Source organism: Enterococcus sp. AZ120 (assembly GCF_050546165.1).
GTDB classification, from domain to species: domain Bacteria; phylum Bacillota; class Bacilli; order Lactobacillales; family Enterococcaceae; genus Enterococcus; species Enterococcus faecalis.
Genome location: NZ_CP172950.1, coordinates 222,501 through 242,421, shown reverse-complemented (window position 1 = coordinate 242,421; position 19,921 = coordinate 222,501). Strand labels below are relative to the sequence as shown.

The window sequence follows — 19,921 nt, the reverse complement described above, 5'->3', positions numbered from 1 at the left end:
CTCCTTCTAATACATGTACATAAAACAAAAAGGTGCTGATCGCATCAGCACCTTTTTTGTTTATTTCTGGTTGTCTAGATTCAGAGAGGAATCGTGTTAGGCAATTTTTCAGAAATAACGGAGGTTTTCCCCATCACAAAAGAGTATGCTGCACTATTTTGCACCATACAACAACAGCTTTCCGTTTCTAAAAAAGGGCTAGCTTGTTTTTTCGTCATGGTTGATTTCCTCCTTCGTCATGTGTTGACCAAACTATACCATTTCCCATTTTCTAGTGTCAACGATTCTAACGATTGCTATTTCCTATCACACCAATGGTTTTCTTATAGGCAAAAGAATTAATAGACCAAAAAAAACAGAAGGCTAGCCTTCTGTTTTTCTGCTACTTATTTAGCACGTTTTAAATACGTACCTTCCGCAGTATTGATTTCTAATAATTCGTCTGCTTCAACAAAATCTGGAACGTTAACAACTAATCCTGTTTCCATTGTAGCGGGTTTACCAGAACCAGTTACTGTTGCGCCTTTGATTGAAGGTTGTGTTTCAGCAACACGTAAGATTACCGTTGTTGGTAAAGTTAAACCAATGACTTCTTCACCATAAAATTGAATTTTTACTTCCATATTTTCTAATAAATATTTTAATTCTTCTTCAATTAAAGCAGTTGGTACTTCATATTGTTCATATGTTTCTAAATCCATGAAAATAGCCATATCATCTTGGCTGTATAAATATTGAACCGGTTTTGTATCGATGTGCGCTTTTTTCACTTTTTCATCTGGGCGCATTGTTGTATCTGTTGTTGAACCCGTACGAACATCTTTTAATTTCATACGCATAACCGTGTTACCTTTACCTGGTTTGTGGTGGCTAGCTTCCATTACTTTAATTAATTTGCCGTCTTGCTCAAAAGTCATACCGGCTTTTAAATCGCTTGCTGCAATCATTGTAATTTCTCCTTTTCTCTGGTTAATTCTTCATTATTGTAGCAAATAACCTAGGATTAATCTAGGAAATCACGTATCTTTTTTAGAAGTTTATCACTCCCCAGACATTGAATTGGGAAATAAAACGAGTTTAACTTGCCTTTTTTCTTGAATTGCGTTAGAATTACCAAGCTTTCATCAATTATTTTCACTTTTTACATAGAAAAAATCAATCATTAAAGGGGGTGATGATATGATACGTCAAACGCTATCTTTATCAAAAACACATGAGGTTGTCTGTCACTAAACATACGTTGGTGAGACAAATTGCCTTTCAGCGTATGTACTCGGTCTATTTGAAAGGAATTTAAAATCATGAACCCAACTATTCAACCTTACCAATTTAACATAATTAAAGAACAAGTCGCTGTGTTACTAAACACCTATACGTCTGTTAACGATGCTACGACTGTCAAAACTGTCCAGGCCCTATGTGTCGAAAAAATCAATGGGTTATTTCCAGAAGAACACCCTGCTGTTACGATTTTGTTGGACAAAGTGATGGATCGTCGTTTAACACGCGCACGTGCTGAAAAATATTTAGACGAATTAAAAGAAACCGTGCTGCCCTTTAAAGAACCTTCAACACCACAAGTCACGAAAGTCTTTCGCAAAGTGAAAAAGTTAAAGATTCCTGAGTGGGAAAACATGGATTTACGGAACAATACCTATGTCGGTTGGAACGACGCTGGGACTCAGAAAAAATTTATCTTAGCTTATCGAGAAAATAAATTAATCGGCGTCCACGGCACCCTTTCACCCACCATTGTTAAAGGTGTTTGCTCCATCTGTCAAACAATCACGAATGTGTCTATGTTCCTAGCTACCACCAAATCAGGCGGTGACGGAACCTACACGAAAAAAGGCAATTACATTTGCCATGATAGCGACACCTGTAACCAACAATTAACACAACCTGAATATTTGGAAGCCTTTATGGAAAATGTTAAGGCTGTGAAATAACAAAAAACCGTCAAGAAAATTTCTTGACGGTTTTTTTGTTACATCTCTTTCAATTTCCCACGAAATTCTTCAATACTTTCATAACCTTTTGCTGCCATGATTTCTTGTAATTCTTTGGCTAGACGCTCAAAAACTTGTGGACCTTCTTGATGCAATTGTGTGCCGACTTGTACTAATGTCGCACCACATAAAAGATGCTCAAAAACATCTTTTCCACATGTAATACCGCCCGTTCCAATAATTTTAATTTCTGGTTTCAAACGTTGCGCAAACGCACGAACATTGGCTAACGCTGTTGGTTTGACATATTCGCCGCCCAGTCCACCGAAGCCTCCTTTTGGTTTAATGACCACTTCTTCCTTGTCACTGTCAATATATAAACCATTACCGATGCTATTAATACTATTCACGTATACTAAAGGGAATTTATTTAAAATTTCAGCCATTGCGTCAAAATGTGCAATATCAAAAAATGGGGGTAATTTTACACCTAATGGTTTAGTAAAAAATTGGAAAACTTCTGTTAAAAGCTTTTCTGTTAATTCAAAATCATAAGCAATTTGCGGTTTACCAGGCAAATTGGGACAAGACAAATTAAATTCTGTCACTCCTGTGTATTCACTTTCTTGCACTTTTTTTAAAATAGCGATATTTTCCTCATAATTCATACCAGATACAGATAAAAAGCGTAACTCCTCAGGAAATTCCTTTTGACGTGCAATCTGATAATCTAAATAATAATCAATCCCTAAATTAGGCAAGCCCATTGAGTTAATACTTCCTAATGGTGTATCAAAATACCGAGGTTCCTCATTGCCCTGACGAGGATTAGGTGTTGCCGTCTTAGCGACAAAAGCACCTGCTTGAGAAGCCGCTAACTCGTCCATTTCCTTAATTGTCATACAATGAATGCCTGATGCGTTCATTAACACATTCGCCAATTTATGTCCCGAAAACTCTACTGAAATATCCAAAAGAAAAACCCTCCTGTAAATTGTTTTACTCATAAGCTTACCACCTTCACGTAAGCTTTTTATGATTATAGCATGTTTTTTTGCGTTAGTGTTATTTATATAAATTTAAAAAGGAATAAGCCATTGTGACTTATTCCTTTTCTTAGGGAAACTAACGTATCCAAAATTGATTGATTCTTATCGTCCCACAATAAACGTCAATTCACATTCGCAGACCTTTTTATCTTCCACGTAAGCAGTCGCTTTGCCGATGCCGACAAAGTCACGTAATTTGACGATTTCAAAATGTAATTTCAAGACATCACCAGGGACCACTTTTTGACGGAATTTTGCTTTGTTGATACCGCCAATATAGGCTGTTTCACCTTCAAATTGATCCATTTTTAAGATTAAAATCGAACCTACTTGTGCCAATGCTTCAATAATCAAAACGCCTGGCATTGTTGGATTTCCAGGAAAATGTCCTTGGAAAAACTCTTCGTTAATTGTCACATTTTTTGTTGCAATAATCTTTTCATTTGGAATAATTTCATCCACATAATCAATATAACAAATCGGATAGCGATTAGGAATCATTTCCATAATTTCTGTTGCAGTCATTACTTTTTTCATACTAGTTTTCCTCCCATTTCTTCAAGCAAATTACACCATTATGGCCACCAAAGCCAAACGAATTACTAATTGTATAGTCCGCTGTAATGTCACGTGCACCTTCTGTGACATAATCTAAATCACAATCTGGATCAGCAACTTGGTAGCCTACTGTCGGATGAGCTTTTCCTTCTTGCAATGTTTGTACACAAGCAATCGCTTCGATACCGCCAGCCGCGCCCAATAAATGTCCAGTCATACTCTTTGTACTTGAAATTGGAATTTGCGATGCTCGCTCACCAAAGACACGTTTGATGGCCGTTGTTTCCGCAGCGTCATTCGCTGGGGTTGACGTACCATGAGCATTGATATACCCAATTTGTTCCGGCGTAATCCCTGCTTCTGCAATCGCCATTTCCATCGCAGCCGCCGCGCCACTACCGTCTTTTAAAGGAGCGGTCATGTGGCTAGCATCACAGTTGCTGCCATAGCCAACAATTTCGCCGTAGATAGTTGCGCCACGTTTCTGTGCATGCTCGAGTTCTTCTAAAACCAGCATTCCTGCGCCTTCACCCATCACAAAACCTTTTCGTTCTTTATCAAAAGGAATCGAAGCCCGAGTCGCATCTTCTGTTGTATTTAAAGCATTCAATGCTGCAAAACCGGCAATCCCAATTTCACATACTGTGGCTTCTGTCCCACCAGTTACCATCATGTCCGCTAAACCATATTTAATCGTGCGAAAAGCTTCACCAATCGCATTCGTCGCAGAAGCACAAGCAGTCACGATAGTTTGAGAAGGTCCTTTTGCACCTAAACGAATCGAAATATTTCCCGCTGCCATATTAGCAATTACCATGGGCACGAAAAATGGTGTTACGCGTTTTGCGCCTTTTTTATCCATTACCCGTACTTGGTCTTGTAAGGTAGTCATCCCGCCAATCCCACTACCGACAATCACACCTAAACGAGTCGGGTCAATCGTTGCTTCTGTTAAACCACTCATTTCCCACGCTTCTAAAGCAGCGACCAAGCCATATTGAGAAAATAAGTCCATTCTTTTTTGCTCTTTGCGTTCTAAAACAGCACTTGGGTCAAACTCTTTCACTTCACCAGCCAAAGCCACCCCAGTATCTTCAGAATCAAATTTAGTAATTTTGCCAATTCCTAGCTTGCCATCCACTAGATTATGCCAAAATTCTTTTACGGTATTGCCTAATGGTGTTACGGCACCCATGCCGGTTATGACCACTCTTTTCATACTGTACCTCCGAGTTTATTTTGATTATCAAACTATTATTTCATGCGGTTTCCAGCACTTTTTCTTAAAAAATAAGAAAAATAGTTTGACTTTCAAAGTATTTTGGTTAATAATTCAGACATCAGGAAAAATGTCTGTTTTTTTCAAGATTAGAAAATTGAGAAGATTTTGTTATCATTCTCACACAGATAATACCAGTTGAAATTTTATTCGTCAACTCAATAAATGTAACTTTTACATTTTGATGAAGAAAAGCCTATTCTATCAACAAAAATTTTTTATTAAAGGAGATTTTATATGTTTTTACAAAATAAGAATGTCGTCGTAATGGGTGTTGCCAACAAAAAAAGTATTGCTTGGGGCTGTGCAAAAGCATTAAAAGATCAAGGGGCCAATGTTATTTATACGTATCAAAACGAACGCATGAAAAAGCAAGTGGTTAAATTAGCAGATGAAAATGATTTGTTGGTGGAGTGCGATGTTGCTTCTGATGCGTCCATTCAAGCAGCCTTTGAAACAATTAAAAATGAAGTGGGCACGATCGATGGACTAGTCCATGCGATTGCTTTTGCCAAAAAAGAAGAATTGTCTGGAAACGTTAGTGACATCACTCGTGATGGTTTCCTATTAGCACAAGATATTAGTAGCTACTCTCTTTTAGCAGTCACTCATTATGCGAAACCTTTGTTAAATCCTGGTTCAGGAATTGTCACATTGACGTATTTAGGTTCCGAACGTGCGATTCCTAACTATAATATGATGGGGATTGCTAAAGCATCTTTAGAAACTGCCGTGAAATATTTAGCTTTTGAATTAGCTGCAGATAAAATTCGTGTCAACGGAATCTCCGCAGGAGCGATTAAAACATTGGCTGTGACTGGTGTAAAAGACTACGATCAATTGATTAGTATTTCTAATGAGCGGACACCAGATAAAACAGGAGTAACCATTGAAGAAGTCGGAAACACTTGTGCCTTTTTAGTCAGTGAGCTAGCTAGTGGTGTGGTCGGTGATATCATTTATGTCGATAAAGGCGTTCACTTAACTTAATCATTTTTTGTCTTTATTTTCTATTTATACATTAAAAAACAGAGATTGGACGATCTCTTTCACTCATTGATTGTCCAATTTCTGTTCTATTTTGTACTTTATTCTATAATAAAATTGACAGTTCCAATTCCAAAAACAGTTGTTAGGATTTGATTGACTTGTTCAAAAAGTTTTGGTAAATCTTCCAGTTTATTTTTAGATTGGATTTTTTCAGAACCGTTATCGTAGCTTAAATGATTGTACGCTTCTTTAAAGGTTACTGCTGTGTCTTCTTTTCGATAAAGGATATATTCGTCATCTAGCATATCCATTTGTAGCTCCTGTTTAAATCCATTTCTGGCAACAACAGCAGAAACTAGATGAGCAACTGTCAAGCCATCTAACGGAATGTCCACTCCATTCATTGCTAATGTGTAGACGGTATCTTCCACTAAACCACAGGCGTTGCAACCACCACTGGTTAAATCTACTGTACTTGTTATAATTGCCTCTTGCATCGTTTCTTCCCCCATATTGTTTTTTAAAGTTATTCTTTCATTTGTTATTTACGAACGTAATTCACATCATAATCGTCAACTTCAATATAGATATAGATTTTTTTATCAGGCATTTTACTGCGAATGTCTCGTTCAATCGCATTCACAACATCAGGTGCATCTTCTTCCATTGGTTCTACCACATCAATTTTTGCCGCTACTAAAATTTCAGTTGGACCTAAATGAACGGTCTTTACATCAATTAGTTTTTCAACATCCGCCCGATCAAATGCAGTTTTAATTTTTGCTAAATCTGTAGCGGTCACACTTTCTCCTATAATCAAACTATAAAATTCTTTCGCTAAGAAAATGGCTGCACACATTAATAGTAAACCAATCAGTAAACCACTGATAGCATCAAATGCAGCAATCCCAGTTACCATTGTTAAAAGGGTTCCCACCAAAGCTAAACACAAACCAATAACCGCACAAAAGTCTTCCGTAAAAATAATTAAAATTTCACTGTGACGACTTTCTCGCAAAAATTTTAAGAGCGATAACTTCTCTGTATTCAATTCTTTGATTTCTTTCATCGCTACACGCAAAGAGCTACCTTCCACAAGCAAACCAAAAATTAAAATACCAATGACAATAGCCACATTTTCTACTTCATGAGAGGGATGCAGTAACTTCTGAATAGCCTCCATTACGCCTAACGCGCCCCCACCAAAAAAGAGCATCGTTGCAACAATTGTACTAAAAAAGTATTTTGCACGTCCTTCTCCAAATTGATGTAACGCACTTTGTCCACGAGAAGCGCGCTTATTCCCAAAAAGTAATAACACCTGATTACTACAGTCCACGACACTGTGGATACTTTCATTCATCATAGCGGTACTACCACTTAAAGCAAAACCAACAAATTTACTAATCGCTACTAAAATATTCGCAATCAGTGCGGCAATAACTGCAAACATGCCACTCGATTTTTTTGTCTCCATAATTACCTCCTATATGTAACGTAAAACTAAGATAAACCACCCGTTTATTCATCCATCATTTTACCACTTCTGAGGTATTTGTAAAAAAGAGTTCTCTTAAAATTCAAAAAGAAATGTACTGACTGTTTTAGTTGGCCCTCATTTATCGGTGTCCATCCCACTCTTGATAAAATTCCTCCAGATAAAGTTCCATAAATTGATGACGCTTTTCCGCCAATAAGCGACCATAATTTGTATTCATTTGTTCCTTTAACTTTAAAAGTTTCTCATAAAAATGCATAATGGCAGTATCTTCCCCATTCCGGTATTCTTCTTGGGTTAACTGTTCACGAGGTTGTTTGTGAGGATCGTGAATTAAACGGCCTTTATTTCCCGAATAAGCCATCACCCGTGCAATTCCAATCGCACCGATGGCATCTAATCGATCCGCATCCTGGACCACTTTTCCTTCTAATGTAGTGACTGTTTTCCCAGTATTTCCTCCTTTAAAGGACATATTAGCAATAATGGAAAGGATGTGATTCGTTTGCTCTGTTGATACGTTATTCGCTTCCAACCATTGTTGCACCTTTAGTAAGCCAGCCTCTTCACTTTCGTTAAATTTTTCATCGCCAATATCATGTAACAATGCTGTTAATATACATAAAAATAAATTTGCTTGTTCTTTCTCTGCAATTGTTTTTGCTAATTGTGTCACCCGATAAATATGCCACCAGTCATGGCCACTTGCTTCGTTGGCTAATTCTTGTTGAACATAACGCTCTGCTGCTTGAATAATTGTTTGTTCTTCAAAACTAAGAGATTCATTTTCAAACATCCTAACACTCCTTTATTCTGGATTTAAAATTTCCACCTGGATAATCCCGCTAGCTTTCAGAAACATATTGGTGACAATCGGACCTACAAAAGAAAATCCTCTTTTTTTTAAGTCTTTTGCTACGTTATCTGACAAAAGCTGTGTGCGTGGGACTTGGTATGCTTCTTCATAAATAGATAAAACGGGGACGTTTTTTACAAATTGCCATAGATAATTGGCAAAACTGCCAAATTCTTCTTGTACTTTTAAAATTGCTTGCGCATTTTTAATGGTTGCTTCAATTTTGCGCCGATTGCGAATCATATCTGGATCAGCTACTATTCGATCGACTTCGTCAGGCAACAGCGCGGCAACTTTTTCCGGCTTCATTTGGCAAAAATTTTTCATGAATGCTACTTTTTTCCCTGCGGCTGCTTTCCAACTTAAACCAACTTGAAAAACACCCACCGTCAACAATAAAAACAGCAAATCATCCTCTCTTGTAGGTTTTCCCCATTGTTCTGTATACCATTGATAGTTGTTCATCGCCGCCTCCTTTTAAGACTGTTCAAATGTTAATAATGCTTGTTTCATTGCTAAACCACCACGGTAACCGGTTAATTGTCCCTTGCTGCCGATGACTCGATGGCAAGGAATGACCATTAATAAAGGATTTTTCCCAATCGCTGTGCCAACTGCTCGAACCGCACGTGGACGCCCAATTTTTTCTGAAATTTCTTGATAGGTCATTGTCTCACCATAAGGTATTTCTTGCAACGCCTGCCAAACTTCTTTTTGAAAGGGCGTTCCTTCGATGTCTATGGGGCAAGCAAACGTTGTCGAATGTTGGTTAAGATAACTTATTAATGCTTCTTTATAAGGCGCAGTTTTCTTTTCAGAAGCTTCTAATTGTGCTTGAGGGTACCAGTTTTTCAGCTCTTCTATCGATTGATTGGCTGAACCTACAAAAGCTAGTCCAGCGTCTGTCACACCAAGATAATAGTGATCGTTCTGCCATTCTTGTTGCGCATAATAAATCTTTTTTGCCATATTTCTACACTTCTTTCTCGTGTTTTTCTTATCTTCATTATAATTCTTTTGGCTTTCAAAATCTTGCGCTCCTATCACTTTTTACTTGTTTTTATTAGGGATTCTTTTACAATGAAGAAAACGGGAGGTGTGCTTACAATGAAAACAACGTATCGACTTACTCAGAAACGTTGGGAAGCCATTCAAAATAATAATACGCAATTTGATGGTGATTTTTTTTATGGTGTGACCACAACTAAAATTTTTTGTCGTCCTTCGTGCACTTCCCGTGTGCCCAACAAGAACCACGTTCTGATCTTCAAAACGGCTCAGGAAGCTTTAACACTTGGTTTTCGTCCATGTAAAAGATGTCAACCAACCGGGCAAGTCGTTCCTAACGAGGAATGGGTTGCTCAAATTAAGCAATTTATTGATCGGCATTCAGCGGAACCATTAAGTTTAGACTATTTAGCGCAAGCCTGCCACGGTAGTCCCTTTCATTTGCAGCGAACCTTTAAGGAACAGACAAAACAAACCCCATTAGCTTATTTAACAAGTATCCGAATTAGGCAAGCCCAAGAATTGCTTCTCCATTCACCCCTTACGATTCAACAAATCGCGAAAAAAGTTGGCTTCCAAACCGCAGCATATTTTGCCACCACTTTTAAAAAAGAAACAGGCGTAACCCCCTCTGTTTATCGCAGTAAAAATGAGCCGAAAAAATAACATTTCGGCTCATCGGATTATTTATTGGGGCGTGATTGTAGCCACGCTACAATCAATTGACTGATTTCTGTTTGCTGTTGCTCGTTAGAAATTGTCGCTTTGTTGTCTCCTTTTTGGACACCGTAATTACCAAACCCTGCATGATTCCCACCTTCGATAGATACATACTGCGTATCTTTTGGCAAAAACTGTTTGGCTTTTTGGTAGCTAGTCCAATTTAAAACACCATCGTTTGTGGCTGTTATTGACAGAACCGGCAGATCTTGCTTGTTTAGTGCACCTTTTTCGTCAGGATAGCTGGCTAAATAAATCATGCCTTTGATTCGTTGCTCATTTTCCGCTACAAAACGACTAGCCATCACACCACCCAGAGAATGCCCAGCCAAAACGAAGTTTTGTTGTGGATGATCCTTTATAATTTGTTCTGCAGCATTTGGTGCAAGAACCGCTAAATTCAAAGGAAAATGAACAACATAGACATCATAACCTTTCGTAGCAACTTCTTGCGCCCATTCACTATAACTAGCGGGCGCAACCAATGCACCTGGATAAAAAATCAGTGCTGTATCATTTTTTTGCCCGTTTGTATAATAATCATAGTTTTTTTCTTGCGTGGCACTTTGACTTATTTTTAAGGCTGAATCGGTTGCTTGATACGTACTATTTTTAATAAAAATAGTCAAACCGATGACTAAGATTACTAAAAAAAGCCCAAGTCCTAGGACAATTTTTTTCCAGCGTGATTTTGTTCTATTTTTCATCTCATTTCCTCCCAATGAAAAAATTCTTCTTTCTGATTCTACCCTTAATAAAAAAAGAACACAACAATAGGAGTTGGTGAAGCAATCCTTCTGTTGCTCCACCAACTCCTAAATAGACTGTTTCTCTAATCCAGGGATTATTTTGTCTCTTTTTCGCCTGCTTCTAAGTAGCTGATAATAACCGTTTCAAATCATCATTTATTTTTCCTACACTTCCCTTATTAAAATAACAATGAAGCTGAAAGCAGAAATATCAACACCGAACAGATCAATAAAGCCCTGTTATTTGATAAAGTATAGTCTAAATAGATATACTCGCCAATGAAAAATACTATCAGAGCTAACGAAGCCCTCAATAAACCAACATTTTCAAAAATATATTCTTTGAAAATGAAGGAAAGGACTCCTAAAATAAGGAATGATAGTAACATTGACTTAACAATAAACCATTGCTTCCTCGCCATTCTAACACTTCTCTCTAAGGAATATTAATTGTATAGTTCCAATTCCAGCCACCGATATATTTCCCTAAACTTATTCTTCTAATTCCGTTTTCTACTGCCCATTTTGCTGTTGCAGCTGCTCCAGCTGTTATAACTGCTGCTACACCTGCACCGACTGGTCCTGCTGCTGCAAATTGCTTGGCATACCAGCCCACATATCCACCTACAAATGCGCCAGCTGCCCATGCATTCATTTTTCTTACTTTTGGTCCTAAATTAATATATACACCTACAAATCTGGATAATTGTGGTGTATTTAAATCAATTTCATTTGTAGCATCAATCATCAATTGCGCATCCGAAACTGAAATATTTAAATCCGAAGCTAAAGTCTCAACATCTGTGTTAATTACAAGAACACCATTAACAGTATCGAAATAGCCTTCTAATTTTTCACTAGCCTGCAACATTTCCTTATCTAAAGTTCCATATTCATTTTCAATATCCGTAATTGTTTCATTAATTTTATCTACTGAAACAACTCCAAAATCCAAAATACTTGTTGAGTCGGTTGCTAAAGCTCTCATAGGAATTATAGTCATTCCTAAAATGCCTAAGACAGCTACAGAAATTAAAAATTTATTTTTCATAATTTAAAGCTCCTCCTTTTACTTTGATATCCGATTTTTTAATACCTAACAACTGTTAATTTTTGCTGATCAACAAACATACTATGGTACTTTCTTCATCAATTCCCTCCCTTTCATAAATTTGTCTGTTGTAAAAAATAGTAGCATACACTATTTTAAATAGACATAGCTATTATTCTATTTTATAGGGACACATTACTAATATAAGCAAACATAGTAACAGCCTTATACAATTTAGATAATAAATAACAACCTATTTCATTAACTAAAACAACAATAGTCATAAAAAGGACTGGTTTTTAACAGATACATGTCACAATGTTTTCATTCTATTTATTTAATAGTTGATTCACTAATTAAAAAAATAATTTCTAATTTTCACTTAATATAAATGTAAAAATACCCCATCAGAACATGCTTTTATTCAGTTAGTAAAAAAACGGTCCAAAATCTAGTCAGCATAGTTATGCGATAAATCATTTTTGAGCTCGAACCACTTCTATTTAAAAATGTGATGAGGTAAGCCTTCACTTTTAATAAAAAAACAATAGGAGTTGGTGAAGCAACCCTTTTCTTGCTCCACCAACTCCTAAATAGACTGTTTCTCTAATCGATGGATTATTTTGTCTCTTTTCCGCCTGCTTCTAAGTAGCTGACATCATTGACTTTATCCAAAGTATACTCGCCATTTTTGTAATGAATCGTTGTAACACTAGCATTCTTCAAACCGCCTTCTGGGACTTTAAAATCATCAAATAAAGTTGCTAACAACGCTGAAATACTCAAGCCATGAGAGACCACTAAAACATTGCCATTTCCGGGATTGGCTGATTCTGTGGCAACAATTTTATCTATGCCTTTTTTCAAACGTTTGGTAATTGTAGCATAGTCTTCTGCAGGCCAGTTATTCTTGCTTTCCTCGCGCTGTTGATCCAGTTTAGCTACGCTGTTGGCAAAGGATTCAGGAGTCATGTTTTTCATAAATTCTTCTAAGGAAACACCTTGATCATCAGCAATATCCTGCCACATTGTCTTGTTTAAATCCCCTTCATAGCTACCAAAATTAAATTCACGTAAATCTGGGTCACGCACGACTTCAAGGTCTTTGCCTGCTTTATTTTGATCTAAAATAAGTTGAGCAGTTTGCAAGGCGCGGCCACTATCACTACTATATGCATTTTGAAAGGCAACATCTTTCAGGCCAATCCCAGTTGCTGTCACAACTTTTTCACCTTCTGGTGTTAAGACCGCATCTGACCATCCTTGTACGCGGTCCGTCGTATTTAACATGGTTTTTCCATGGCGCACAATGTAAAGAGTTAGTCCTTCAGGTTTTGTCTCTTTTTCTTTTGTCGTTGCTTGCTGATTTTTACCACAACCAACCATTACTAAAATGGCCAGAAAAAGCACCCCCACAATCGTCAATCGTTTTTTCATTTTTTATTTCCCCTCATTTTCTACTCAGTTGTTAAGTTTTCACCATTACTAGCGATAACTTGTTTGTACCAATTAAATGATTTTTTCTTAGTTCGTTTCAAGGTTCCCTGACCTTGGTCATCCATGTCTACATAGATAAAGCCGTAACGTTTTTTCATTTCGCCAGTCCCTGCTGAAACTAAGTCAATACAACCCCATGGCGTATAACCAATTAAGTTAACCCCGTCTTCTTCTACTGCGGTTCTCATGGCTTCAATATGTTGTTTAAAATAATCAATGCGGTAATCGTCGACAATCGAGCCATCCTCTTGCAATGTATCCACCGCACCAAACCCGTTTTCAACCACAAACAATGGCATATTGTAACGATCTGACAACTGACACAATGAAATTCTTAACCCTAAAGGATCGACAGCCCAGCCCCATTCAGATTCTTGCAAATAAGGATTTTTAACCGCAGGCATTTGGTTGCCTCCGACATATTTTACTTCTTCGGGATAAGCAGTCGAAACAGTCGACATATAATAACTAAACCCGATATAATCAACTGTTCCTTTTTGAATAATCGCTAAATCCTCTGACTCCATTTGAATTGTCATTCCTTCACGCTCAAATTCTTTGAGCTTATGCGCTGGATAATATCCCTTAGCCTGGACATCCATATAAAATTCTTGCTCTCGGTTAAATTGAACAGCTGCCATCACGTCCTCAGGTTTGCAGGACAAAGGATAACTCGGTATATAAGCCACCATCATACCAATCTGGAAATCTGGATTGATGGAATGTCCCAATTCAACTGCTTTCGCACTTGCTACAAATAGATGATGCGCTGCTTGATATTTACTTTGTTTATCATTATTGTGAATCCCAATTTGCGTCCAACTTCTTAAAAAATTAATTTCATTAAAAGTCATCCAATACTTCACTTTATCCTGATAACGCGTAAAAATGGTTTCGCAAAAGAAAACAAAGAAATCAATCACTTCACGATTTTTCCAACCATCATATTCATCGGCCAAATACATCGGAATATCAAAATGGTTAATCGTCACAACGGGCTCAATTCCATGGCGCAGCAAAGCATCAAAAACTTTATCATAAAAGGCTAAGCCTTCTTCATTAATCTCTTTTGTTCCATTTGGGCAAATCCGGCTCCAGGCGATAGACAGCCGAAAACATTTGAAACCCATTTCTGCAAATAAGGCGATATCTTCTTCGTAATGATGGTAAAAGTCCGTCGCTACATGACTAGGGTAGTATAATTCTTCATCGATATAGCCAATCGCTCCTTCGGGTAATGCTTGATCGCGTGTACACGAAGCTTTTTGGCCTTCTTTAGTTAAATACGTAATCCGTCGCGGTTCTGTTTGACTACCACCAGTAATTGCATCTAATGTACTCAGACCTTTGCCTCCTGAAAGGTAGCCACCTTCATATTGGTTAGCAGCTGTTGCGCCGCCCCATAAAAAATTTTCTGGAAATCCCATAAAATCCCTCTTTCCCTCTGTTTTTAGGCATAACAAAGAAACCATCAAGGGAATTGACGCTGGCAGAAGAGTCCTTGTTTTTTCTACCAACGTCAAACGCCCTTTAATAGTTGCTAATTTTATTAATTACTTAAATCTTCACCATTTGTTGCGATTACTTTTTTGTACCAATCAAACGATTTCTTCTTGCTTCGTTTTAACGTACCATTTCCTTCGTTATCGCGATCCACATAGATAAAGCCATAGCGTTTTTTCATTTCACCTGTTCCAGCTGATACTAAATCAATACAGCCCCAAGTCGTATAACCTAACAAGTCGACACCATCTTGTTCAACGGCATCTTTCATCGCTTGAATATGCGCCGCCAAATAATCGATACGATAATCATCGACTACATAACCATTTTCGTCTGGTGTGTCTACCGCTCCTAAGCCATTTTCAACAATAAATAGTGGTTTTTGATAACGATCATATAAGTCATTCATCGTAATTCTCAAACCAAGTGGATCAATTTGCCAACCCCATTCACTGGCCTTTAAATAAGGATTTTTCACAGAGGCAAAGATGTTACCAGCTGTTTGCTCATTAATTTCTGGATCTGTTGATGTGACACGAGAAGAATAATAAGAGAACGAAATGAAGTCCACCGTATGTTCTTTTAAAAGTTCTTCGTCGCCTTCTTCCATTTCAATTTGAATACCTTTACGTGCCATTTCTTTTAAAGCATACGCAGGGTATTCCCCACGTGATTGGACATCAATAAAGAAATAATTTTCACGATCTGCTTGTCGAGCAGCGAAAACATCTTCTGGTTTACAAGTATAAGCGTAGTTGGAACCAGCCGCTAACATACAACCTACTTGGTTTTCAGGATCTACCTCATGAGCAATTTTTGTCGCAATTGCACTTGCTAGTAGTTCATGATGGGCCGCTTGGTATTTCACTTGTTCTTTGTTTTCGCCTTCTTCAAAGTATAGACCTGCTCCCATAAATGGTGCATGTAAAATCATATTAATTTCGTTAAATGTTAACCAATATTTGACTAATCCTTTATATCGGTTGAAAATTACACGGCAAAGATTTTCATAGAAACCTACTAACTTACGACTACGCCAAGCGCCATATTCTTCCACTAAGTGCATTGGACAGTCAAAGTGTGTAATCGTTACTAGTGGCTCAATCCCATATTTATGACATTCTTTGAATAAGTCTTCATAGAACTTCAAGCCTTCTTCATTCGGCTCTGTTTCATCTCCCATTGGAAAAATTCGACTCCAAGCAATGGATAAACGGTATGTTTTAAAACCCATTTCACCAAACAAGGCGATATCTTCTTTATAGCGATGATACATATCAATCGCCTCTTGTGCAGGATAGAAATGTTCCTCATCAAAGTTAAACATTTTCTTTTCACCAGTGATTACTGGAAAACGATCTGGACCAGTTGGCGCTAAATCGACGTTTGCCAAACCACGTCCGCCTTCGTTATAGCCACCTTCACATTGATTGGCTGCTGTTGCGCCACCCCATAAAAAGTCTTTTCTAAATGCCATAAATTCTCTTCCTCCACATCTTTTTATATTAAAGCGGTCAGCAAATCATCACTTGTTGAAACTTCATTACTGCCGACTTCCAAAATATCTAAATAATCCGCTGTATTCGTCACAACGATTGGAATTTGTGTACTAAACCCAGCTTTTTTAATTCCTTCTAAATCAAAGGTTACTAATGTTTGACCTTTTTTCACGCGGTCACCTTGTTTTACAAAAGCTTCAAAGCCTTCGCCTTCTAATTGAACTGTATCAATCCCAATATGAATCAATAATTCTGTGCCGTTATCTGAAATCAAACCTAATGCATGTTTTGTTGGGAATAGTGTGACAATCGTTCCATCAAAGGGTGCAACCACTTTACCTTCCGTTGGTTCAATCACGACTCCATTTCCTAAAGCTCCATTTGCAAAAGCAGGATCCTCTGCATTTTTTAAAGATAACACTCGTCCTTTGACTGGACTTGTAATATTTTCTTTTTTAATCGTTGTTTTATCAATAATCACTTCTTCTTCCTCAACTGTATTGTCTTTCCAGAAGAAGAATGTTAGACCAAAACCAACGACCGCTGCAATGGCAATTGCAATAAAGGACTGAATCATCCCACTTGCATCATCACCATTGATAAAGTTTAGCACACCGAAAATTCCTAAACCACCCATTGTATAAGCTGTCACATTGTTGATCATCAAATATAAACCACCGACAGCGCCACCAATCATTGAATAAATAAATGGCCATTTTTTTGGTAAAGTGATTCCATAAATTGCTGGCTCTGTTACACCAAAAATACCAGAGATAATTGCTGGCGGACACAAAGCTTTTAACTTTTTATCTTTCAATTTGAAGAACATCGCTAAAACAACCGCTGTTTGCGCAAAACTAGCTGCAAATGATCCCGTTAATACTTGGCTTGAACCTTCTTGTGTCACTTGCATAATAGCTAATGGCACAACGCTCCAATGTAAACCAAAAATAACTAAGACTTGCCAGAAGAAACCAAGAATCAAACCATACAAAGCTGGTGAGAAACTCATTAATGCTGTAAAGCCAGCGCTTAATAAATCTGTTAGCATGCTAACGATTGGCCCAATTACTAAGAAACCAATTGGTAAGGCAATCAACAAGACGAAAAACGGTACTAAGAACGTTTGAACAACTTCTGGAATAATACGTTTAAACACTTTTTGAACTTGTGCCGCAAAAGCAATAATGAAGATGATTGGTACGACACTACTTGTATAGTTCGCACCGACCCAAGGAATCCCCATAAATGTATTATAGGCAGGTAAGCCGAATAAATTATACGGTGCTGCGGCTCCGGCACCCGCTGTTGTTTCAAAGGCCGTTTGTAATGCACTTCCTTGAATCGTTGGGTAACATAAAGCTGCGCCAATCACGATCCCTACCATTGGATGCAACCGGAATTTTTTAGCTGCTGTATAACCTAAAATAACTGGCATAAAGTAGAAAATTGCATCGCCAATCCCATTTAACATGGTATAAGTCCCTGACGTAGCCGTATAGAGCTTTAAGAAAACCAATAAGGCATTTAACCCTTTAACCATCCCAGCCGCTGCTAACGCCCCTAAAAAGGGTTGGAAACAACCACTTAAAATATCTATTAAGCGATCAAATAAATTCCCACTGGAAGCTTCTTCTTCACGTTCTCCTGACAAGCCTGCAATACTAACTACTTCTTCGTAAACGGCTGGAACATGGTTCCCAATAACGACTTGGTATTGTCCACCGCTTTTCATAACAGTTACCACACCGTCCATATTTTTTAAGACATCATCATTCGCTTGACTCTCATCTTTTAATTTGAAGCGAAGACGTGTGATACAATGTGTCAAACTATTAATATTCTCTTGCCCACCGACATTTTTTACAATTTTTTCTGCTAGTTCATGATATTTTCCCATCTTTTTTTCCTCCAAAAATTTATTTTCATTTGAAGGTTTAGCCAACTGAATGTCACTATCCAAAGTGGTGCGTTTATTGTTCCGTTGTTTGTACAATTCGTGCAATGTGAATCGTTAGGTACAAGCGTTCTTCATTTGAAACTTGATAGTCATAGTTCTCATTTAAATACAAGCTGATCTTTTCCACGCAACGATAGGCGTTGAGATATTTCTTTTTAATTACCGCATACAGTTCTTCATCATCATTTTCGACAACTTCACGTTGGTGTAATAAGCGATAACAGAAAAATTTTAAATGTGTGCTAAATCGATAAAAGTAGACAGAGTCTTCATCAAAACTTACCTTAAAATAGTATTTGACGATATTTGTAATCTCTTGCATCAACTTTGTCAATTCGTAAATATTACCGACTTCTTCCTCCATCTCCGCATTTACCAAGTGCAATGCGATAAAACCTGCCTCATCCGTTGACAATTCCATTCCTACGCGCTTTTGTACCATTTTTAAAGCATTTACTCCTACTTCGTACTCTTCAGGAAAAAAACGTTTAATATCCCATAATAATAAATTCTTAATTGCAATTCCTTGTTTTTTTCTTTCTAAAGCTGTGTACAAATGATCCGTCAGAGAAATGTAAATGGTATCATTCAAACTCTTTTTCAACGTTGATTTTGCATAAACAATAATGTCATCCGAGAGTTTCATCATCTCTAAAGGAATATTTCCTAACAATTCTTGAAACTTAAGTGATGTTTCTTGATTGGCTAAATAAAAAACTTGATCGATACTTTCATCAGGAACCCAATCCCCAATGCGTTTCTTAAAAGCAATTCCTTTGCCCATAACAATTTGCTCTCGTTTATCATCATCTAATGTAATAACCACATTATTGTTTAAAATTTTGTGAATAATCAATGCCCCACCTCCTTTGTGTTTCGTTGAAAAAAGAAAAACCCAATTTCTTCAAAAAGAACGACACATATGTCGCTTCATGAAAAAATTAGGTTTAGCTTGTCTTTAAACAATCACTATCCATCTATTTACTTATCCCTACATCCAAAGAATAACATATTTACAACAAATGTCAACGCTTTCAACGACATTTTTTTGTAATAAAAATAAAAAAAGCATACAAACAATGTTTGTATGCTTCACTATGACCCGTACGGGACTCGAACCCGTGTTACCGCCGTGAAAGGGCGGTGTCTTAACCGCTTGACCAACGGGCCATTAAAAAGAAAAAACGGAGAAGGAGGGATTTGAACCCTCGCGCCGGTTTCCCGACCTACACCCTTAGCAGGGGCGCCTCTTCAGCCACTTGAGTACTTCCCCAAGAAATAAATGGGCCTAAATGGACTCGAACCATCGACCTCACGCTTATCAGGCGTGCGCTCTAACCAGCTGAGCTATAGGCCCCAAATAAGAAAAAAGCGGGTGACGAGAATCGAACTCGCGACAACAGCTTGGAAGGCTGTGGTTTTACCACTAAACTACACCCGCAAATTTTTCTTGGATGGCGCGGGACAGAATCGAACTGCCGACACATGGAGCTTCAATCCATTGCTCTACCAACTGAGCTACCGAGCCAAAAACGGTCTGGACGGGACTCGAACCCGCGACCTCCTGCGTGACAGGCAGGCATTCTAACCAGCTGAACTACCAAACCAATTCGTTTTTGCTTTATGCAAATGTATGCTTTAAAAAATAAAAGCAATTGCGGGGGCAGGATTTGAACCTACGACCTTCGGGTTATGAGCCCGACGAGCTACCTGACTGCTCCACCCCGCGATAATTAGACCAAGGAAACTTAATTC

The 19,921-nt window shown here is 37.8% G+C and carries 20 protein-coding genes and 7 tRNA genes; 3 read left to right on the top strand and 24 right to left on the bottom strand.

Translation table 11 applies throughout. The features are described from left to right. Positions 1-80 precede the first annotated feature (80 nt). Together IGJ46_RS01265 and efp are read right to left on the bottom strand one after the other, a co-directional pair. Positions 81-218, bottom strand: coding sequence for a hypothetical protein (locus tag IGJ46_RS01265; protein ID WP_002355203.1), 138 nt, complete (start codon positions 216-218; stop codon positions 81-83). Positions 219-386: 168 nt separating this feature from the next. Then, positions 387-947, bottom strand: a complete 561-nt coding sequence (gene efp / locus IGJ46_RS01260; RefSeq protein ID WP_002355202.1) for an elongation factor P — start codon at positions 945-947, stop codon at positions 387-389. A 354-nt stretch (positions 948-1,301) separates the two neighbouring features. Between efp and IGJ46_RS01255 the strand changes: the two genes are divergently transcribed. Then, entirely contained in the window at positions 1,302-1,949 is a 648-nt protein-coding gene (locus IGJ46_RS01255; RefSeq protein WP_002361142.1) for a FusB/FusC family EF-G-binding protein, read from the top strand. Positions 1,950-1,987: 38 nt separating this feature from the next. Here the strand turns inward: IGJ46_RS01255 and IGJ46_RS01250 are convergent, their stop codons facing one another. The 3 genes from IGJ46_RS01250 to fabF all read right to left on the bottom strand — a co-directional run bounded on the left by IGJ46_RS01250 (position 1,988) and on the right by fabF (position 4,775). Then, complete coding sequence (locus IGJ46_RS01250; RefSeq protein WP_002386045.1) at positions 1,988-2,956, bottom strand: dihydroorotate oxidase; 969 nt, start codon at positions 2,954-2,956, stop codon at positions 1,988-1,990. A gap of 144 nt (positions 2,957-3,100) precedes the next feature. Next, on the bottom strand, positions 3,101-3,535 hold the full coding sequence (gene fabZ, locus IGJ46_RS01245) for a 3-hydroxyacyl-ACP dehydratase FabZ (RefSeq protein ID WP_002355197.1): 435 nt from the start codon (positions 3,533-3,535) through the stop codon (positions 3,101-3,103). A 1-nt stretch (position 3,536) separates the two neighbouring features. Next, positions 3,537-4,775 carry a beta-ketoacyl-ACP synthase II gene (fabF, locus tag IGJ46_RS01240; protein WP_002358339.1) on the bottom strand — a complete coding sequence of 413 codons (1,239 nt, stop codon included), beginning with the start codon at positions 4,773-4,775 and terminating at the stop codon, positions 3,537-3,539. Between the two features lie 297 nt (positions 4,776-5,072). On the opposite strand from fabF, the gene fabI reads away from it, so the two are divergent. Then, the gene (fabI, locus tag IGJ46_RS01235) at positions 5,073-5,825 is read left to right on the top strand and encodes an enoyl-ACP reductase FabI (protein ID WP_002358338.1); all 753 of its coding nucleotides are present in this window, start codon (positions 5,073-5,075) and stop codon (positions 5,823-5,825) included. Between the two features lie 98 nt (positions 5,826-5,923). Here fabI and IGJ46_RS01230 read toward each other — a convergent pair whose 3' ends face one another. The 5 genes from IGJ46_RS01230 to IGJ46_RS01210 form a co-directional block, all read right to left on the bottom strand. Continuing rightward, complete coding sequence (locus IGJ46_RS01230) at positions 5,924-6,337, bottom strand: DUF4809 family protein (protein WP_002375755.1); 414 nt, start codon at positions 6,335-6,337, stop codon at positions 5,924-5,926. 29 nt (positions 6,338-6,366) lie between these two features. Beyond that, entirely contained in the window at positions 6,367-7,302 is a 936-nt protein-coding gene (locus IGJ46_RS01225) for a cation diffusion facilitator family transporter (protein ID WP_002355191.1), read from the bottom strand. A 142-nt stretch (positions 7,303-7,444) separates the two neighbouring features. After that, positions 7,445-8,119, bottom strand: coding sequence for an HD domain-containing protein (locus IGJ46_RS01220; protein ID WP_002355190.1), 675 nt, complete (start codon positions 8,117-8,119; stop codon positions 7,445-7,447). 12 nt (positions 8,120-8,131) lie between these two features. Then, entirely contained in the window at positions 8,132-8,644 is a 513-nt protein-coding gene (locus IGJ46_RS01215; RefSeq protein WP_002355189.1) for a DNA-3-methyladenine glycosylase I, read from the bottom strand. 12 nt (positions 8,645-8,656) lie between these two features. Then, complete coding sequence (locus IGJ46_RS01210) at positions 8,657-9,148, bottom strand: methylated-DNA--[protein]-cysteine S-methyltransferase (protein WP_002355188.1); 492 nt, start codon at positions 9,146-9,148, stop codon at positions 8,657-8,659. 111 nt (positions 9,149-9,259) lie between these two features. Here IGJ46_RS01210 and IGJ46_RS01205 point away from each other — a divergent pair, with 111 nt between their 5' ends. Then, positions 9,260-9,853, top strand: a complete 594-nt coding sequence (locus tag IGJ46_RS01205) for a bifunctional transcriptional activator/DNA repair enzyme AdaA (protein ID WP_218391372.1) — start codon at positions 9,260-9,262, stop codon at positions 9,851-9,853. Between the two features lie 17 nt (positions 9,854-9,870). On the opposite strand, the gene IGJ46_RS01200 is transcribed toward IGJ46_RS01205, so the two are convergent. The 14 genes from IGJ46_RS01200 to IGJ46_RS01135 form a co-directional block, all read right to left on the bottom strand. Beyond that, positions 9,871-10,614: an alpha/beta hydrolase gene (locus IGJ46_RS01200; protein ID WP_002385408.1), complete on the bottom strand. Its 744-nt coding sequence runs from the start codon at positions 10,612-10,614 to the stop codon at positions 9,871-9,873. A gap of 478 nt (positions 10,615-11,092) precedes the next feature. Next, entirely contained in the window at positions 11,093-11,707 is a 615-nt protein-coding gene (locus tag IGJ46_RS01195) for a hypothetical protein (RefSeq protein WP_002377892.1), read from the bottom strand. 618 nt (positions 11,708-12,325) lie between these two features. Then, complete coding sequence (locus IGJ46_RS01190; protein ID WP_430613887.1) at positions 12,326-13,144, bottom strand: histidine phosphatase family protein; 819 nt, start codon at positions 13,142-13,144, stop codon at positions 12,326-12,328. A 20-nt stretch (positions 13,145-13,164) separates the two neighbouring features. Next, positions 13,165-14,631 (bottom strand): glycoside hydrolase family 1 protein, encoded by a 1,467-nt coding sequence (locus tag IGJ46_RS01185; protein WP_002366048.1) that lies wholly within the window; start codon positions 14,629-14,631, stop codon positions 13,165-13,167. 122 nt (positions 14,632-14,753) lie between these two features. Continuing rightward, positions 14,754-16,184: a 6-phospho-beta-glucosidase gene (locus IGJ46_RS01180; RefSeq protein WP_002355183.1), complete on the bottom strand. Its 1,431-nt coding sequence runs from the start codon at positions 16,182-16,184 to the stop codon at positions 14,754-14,756. A 23-nt stretch (positions 16,185-16,207) separates the two neighbouring features. After that, positions 16,208-18,106: a beta-glucoside-specific PTS transporter subunit IIABC gene (locus IGJ46_RS01175; protein ID WP_002358327.1), complete on the bottom strand. Its 1,899-nt coding sequence runs from the start codon at positions 18,104-18,106 to the stop codon at positions 16,208-16,210. 73 nt (positions 18,107-18,179) lie between these two features. Then, positions 18,180-19,022: a BglG family transcription antiterminator LicT gene (gene licT / locus IGJ46_RS01170; RefSeq protein WP_002355181.1), complete on the bottom strand. Its 843-nt coding sequence runs from the start codon at positions 19,020-19,022 to the stop codon at positions 18,180-18,182. Positions 19,023-19,264: 242 nt separating this feature from the next. Further along, a tRNA-Glu gene (locus tag IGJ46_RS01165) sits at positions 19,265-19,336 on the bottom strand. A 15-nt stretch (positions 19,337-19,351) separates the two neighbouring features. Continuing rightward, a tRNA-Ser gene (locus tag IGJ46_RS01160) sits at positions 19,352-19,439 on the bottom strand. Positions 19,440-19,449: 10 nt separating this feature from the next. After that, positions 19,450-19,523: transfer RNA gene (locus tag IGJ46_RS01155), tRNA-Ile, on the bottom strand. 13 nt (positions 19,524-19,536) lie between these two features. Continuing rightward, positions 19,537-19,607 (bottom strand) — tRNA-Gly (locus IGJ46_RS01150). A 14-nt stretch (positions 19,608-19,621) separates the two neighbouring features. Beyond that, a tRNA-Phe gene (locus tag IGJ46_RS01145) sits at positions 19,622-19,694 on the bottom strand. A gap of 5 nt (positions 19,695-19,699) precedes the next feature. Further along, positions 19,700-19,773 (bottom strand) — tRNA-Asp (locus IGJ46_RS01140). A 48-nt stretch (positions 19,774-19,821) separates the two neighbouring features. Further along, positions 19,822-19,895, bottom strand: a tRNA-Met gene (locus IGJ46_RS01135). Positions 19,896-19,921 lie beyond the last annotated feature (26 nt).

Coding starts and splice junctions, on each gene's coding strand:
- IGJ46_RS01255 (WP_002361142.1), top strand. CDS start 1,302: ATGAACCCAACTATTCAACCTTACCAATTTAACATAATTAAAGAACAA.
- IGJ46_RS01195 (WP_002377892.1), bottom strand. CDS start 11,707: ATGAAAAATAAATTTTTAATTTCTGTAGCTGTCTTAGGCATTTTAGGA.
- IGJ46_RS01250 (WP_002386045.1), bottom strand. CDS start 2,956: ATGAGTAAAACAATTTACAGGAGGGTTTTTCTTTTGGATATTTCAGTA.
- IGJ46_RS01225 (WP_002355191.1), bottom strand. CDS start 7,302: ATGGAGACAAAAAAATCGAGTGGCATGTTTGCAGTTATTGCCGCACTG.
- IGJ46_RS01190 (WP_430613887.1), bottom strand. CDS start 13,144: ATGAAAAAACGATTGACGATTGTGGGGGTGCTTTTTCTGGCCATTTTA.
- IGJ46_RS01220 (WP_002355190.1), bottom strand. CDS start 8,119: ATGTTTGAAAATGAATCTCTTAGTTTTGAAGAACAAACAATTATTCAA.
- fabZ (WP_002355197.1), bottom strand. CDS start 3,535: ATGAAAAAAGTAATGACTGCAACAGAAATTATGGAAATGATTCCTAAT.
- IGJ46_RS01200 (WP_002385408.1), bottom strand. CDS start 10,614: ATGAAAAATAGAACAAAATCACGCTGGAAAAAAATTGTCCTAGGACTT.
- IGJ46_RS01215 (WP_002355189.1), bottom strand. CDS start 8,644: ATGAACAACTATCAATGGTATACAGAACAATGGGGAAAACCTACAAGA.
- IGJ46_RS01175 (WP_002358327.1), bottom strand. CDS start 18,106: ATGGGAAAATATCATGAACTAGCAGAAAAAATTGTAAAAAATGTCGGT.
- IGJ46_RS01265 (WP_002355203.1), bottom strand. CDS start 218: ATGACGAAAAAACAAGCTAGCCCTTTTTTAGAAACGGAAAGCTGTTGT.
- IGJ46_RS01210 (WP_002355188.1), bottom strand. CDS start 9,148: ATGGCAAAAAAGATTTATTATGCGCAACAAGAATGGCAGAACGATCAC.
- fabI (WP_002358338.1), top strand. CDS start 5,073: ATGTTTTTACAAAATAAGAATGTCGTCGTAATGGGTGTTGCCAACAAA.
- IGJ46_RS01230 (WP_002375755.1), bottom strand. CDS start 6,337: ATGGGGGAAGAAACGATGCAAGAGGCAATTATAACAAGTACAGTAGAT.
- fabF (WP_002358339.1), bottom strand. CDS start 4,775: ATGAAAAGAGTGGTCATAACCGGCATGGGTGCCGTAACACCATTAGGC.
- IGJ46_RS01185 (WP_002366048.1), bottom strand. CDS start 14,631: ATGGGATTTCCAGAAAATTTTTTATGGGGCGGCGCAACAGCTGCTAAC.
- IGJ46_RS01180 (WP_002355183.1), bottom strand. CDS start 16,184: ATGGCATTTAGAAAAGACTTTTTATGGGGTGGCGCAACAGCAGCCAAT.
- efp (WP_002355202.1), bottom strand. CDS start 947: ATGATTGCAGCAAGCGATTTAAAAGCCGGTATGACTTTTGAGCAAGAC.
- IGJ46_RS01205 (WP_218391372.1), top strand. CDS start 9,260: ATGAAGAAAACGGGAGGTGTGCTTACAATGAAAACAACGTATCGACTT.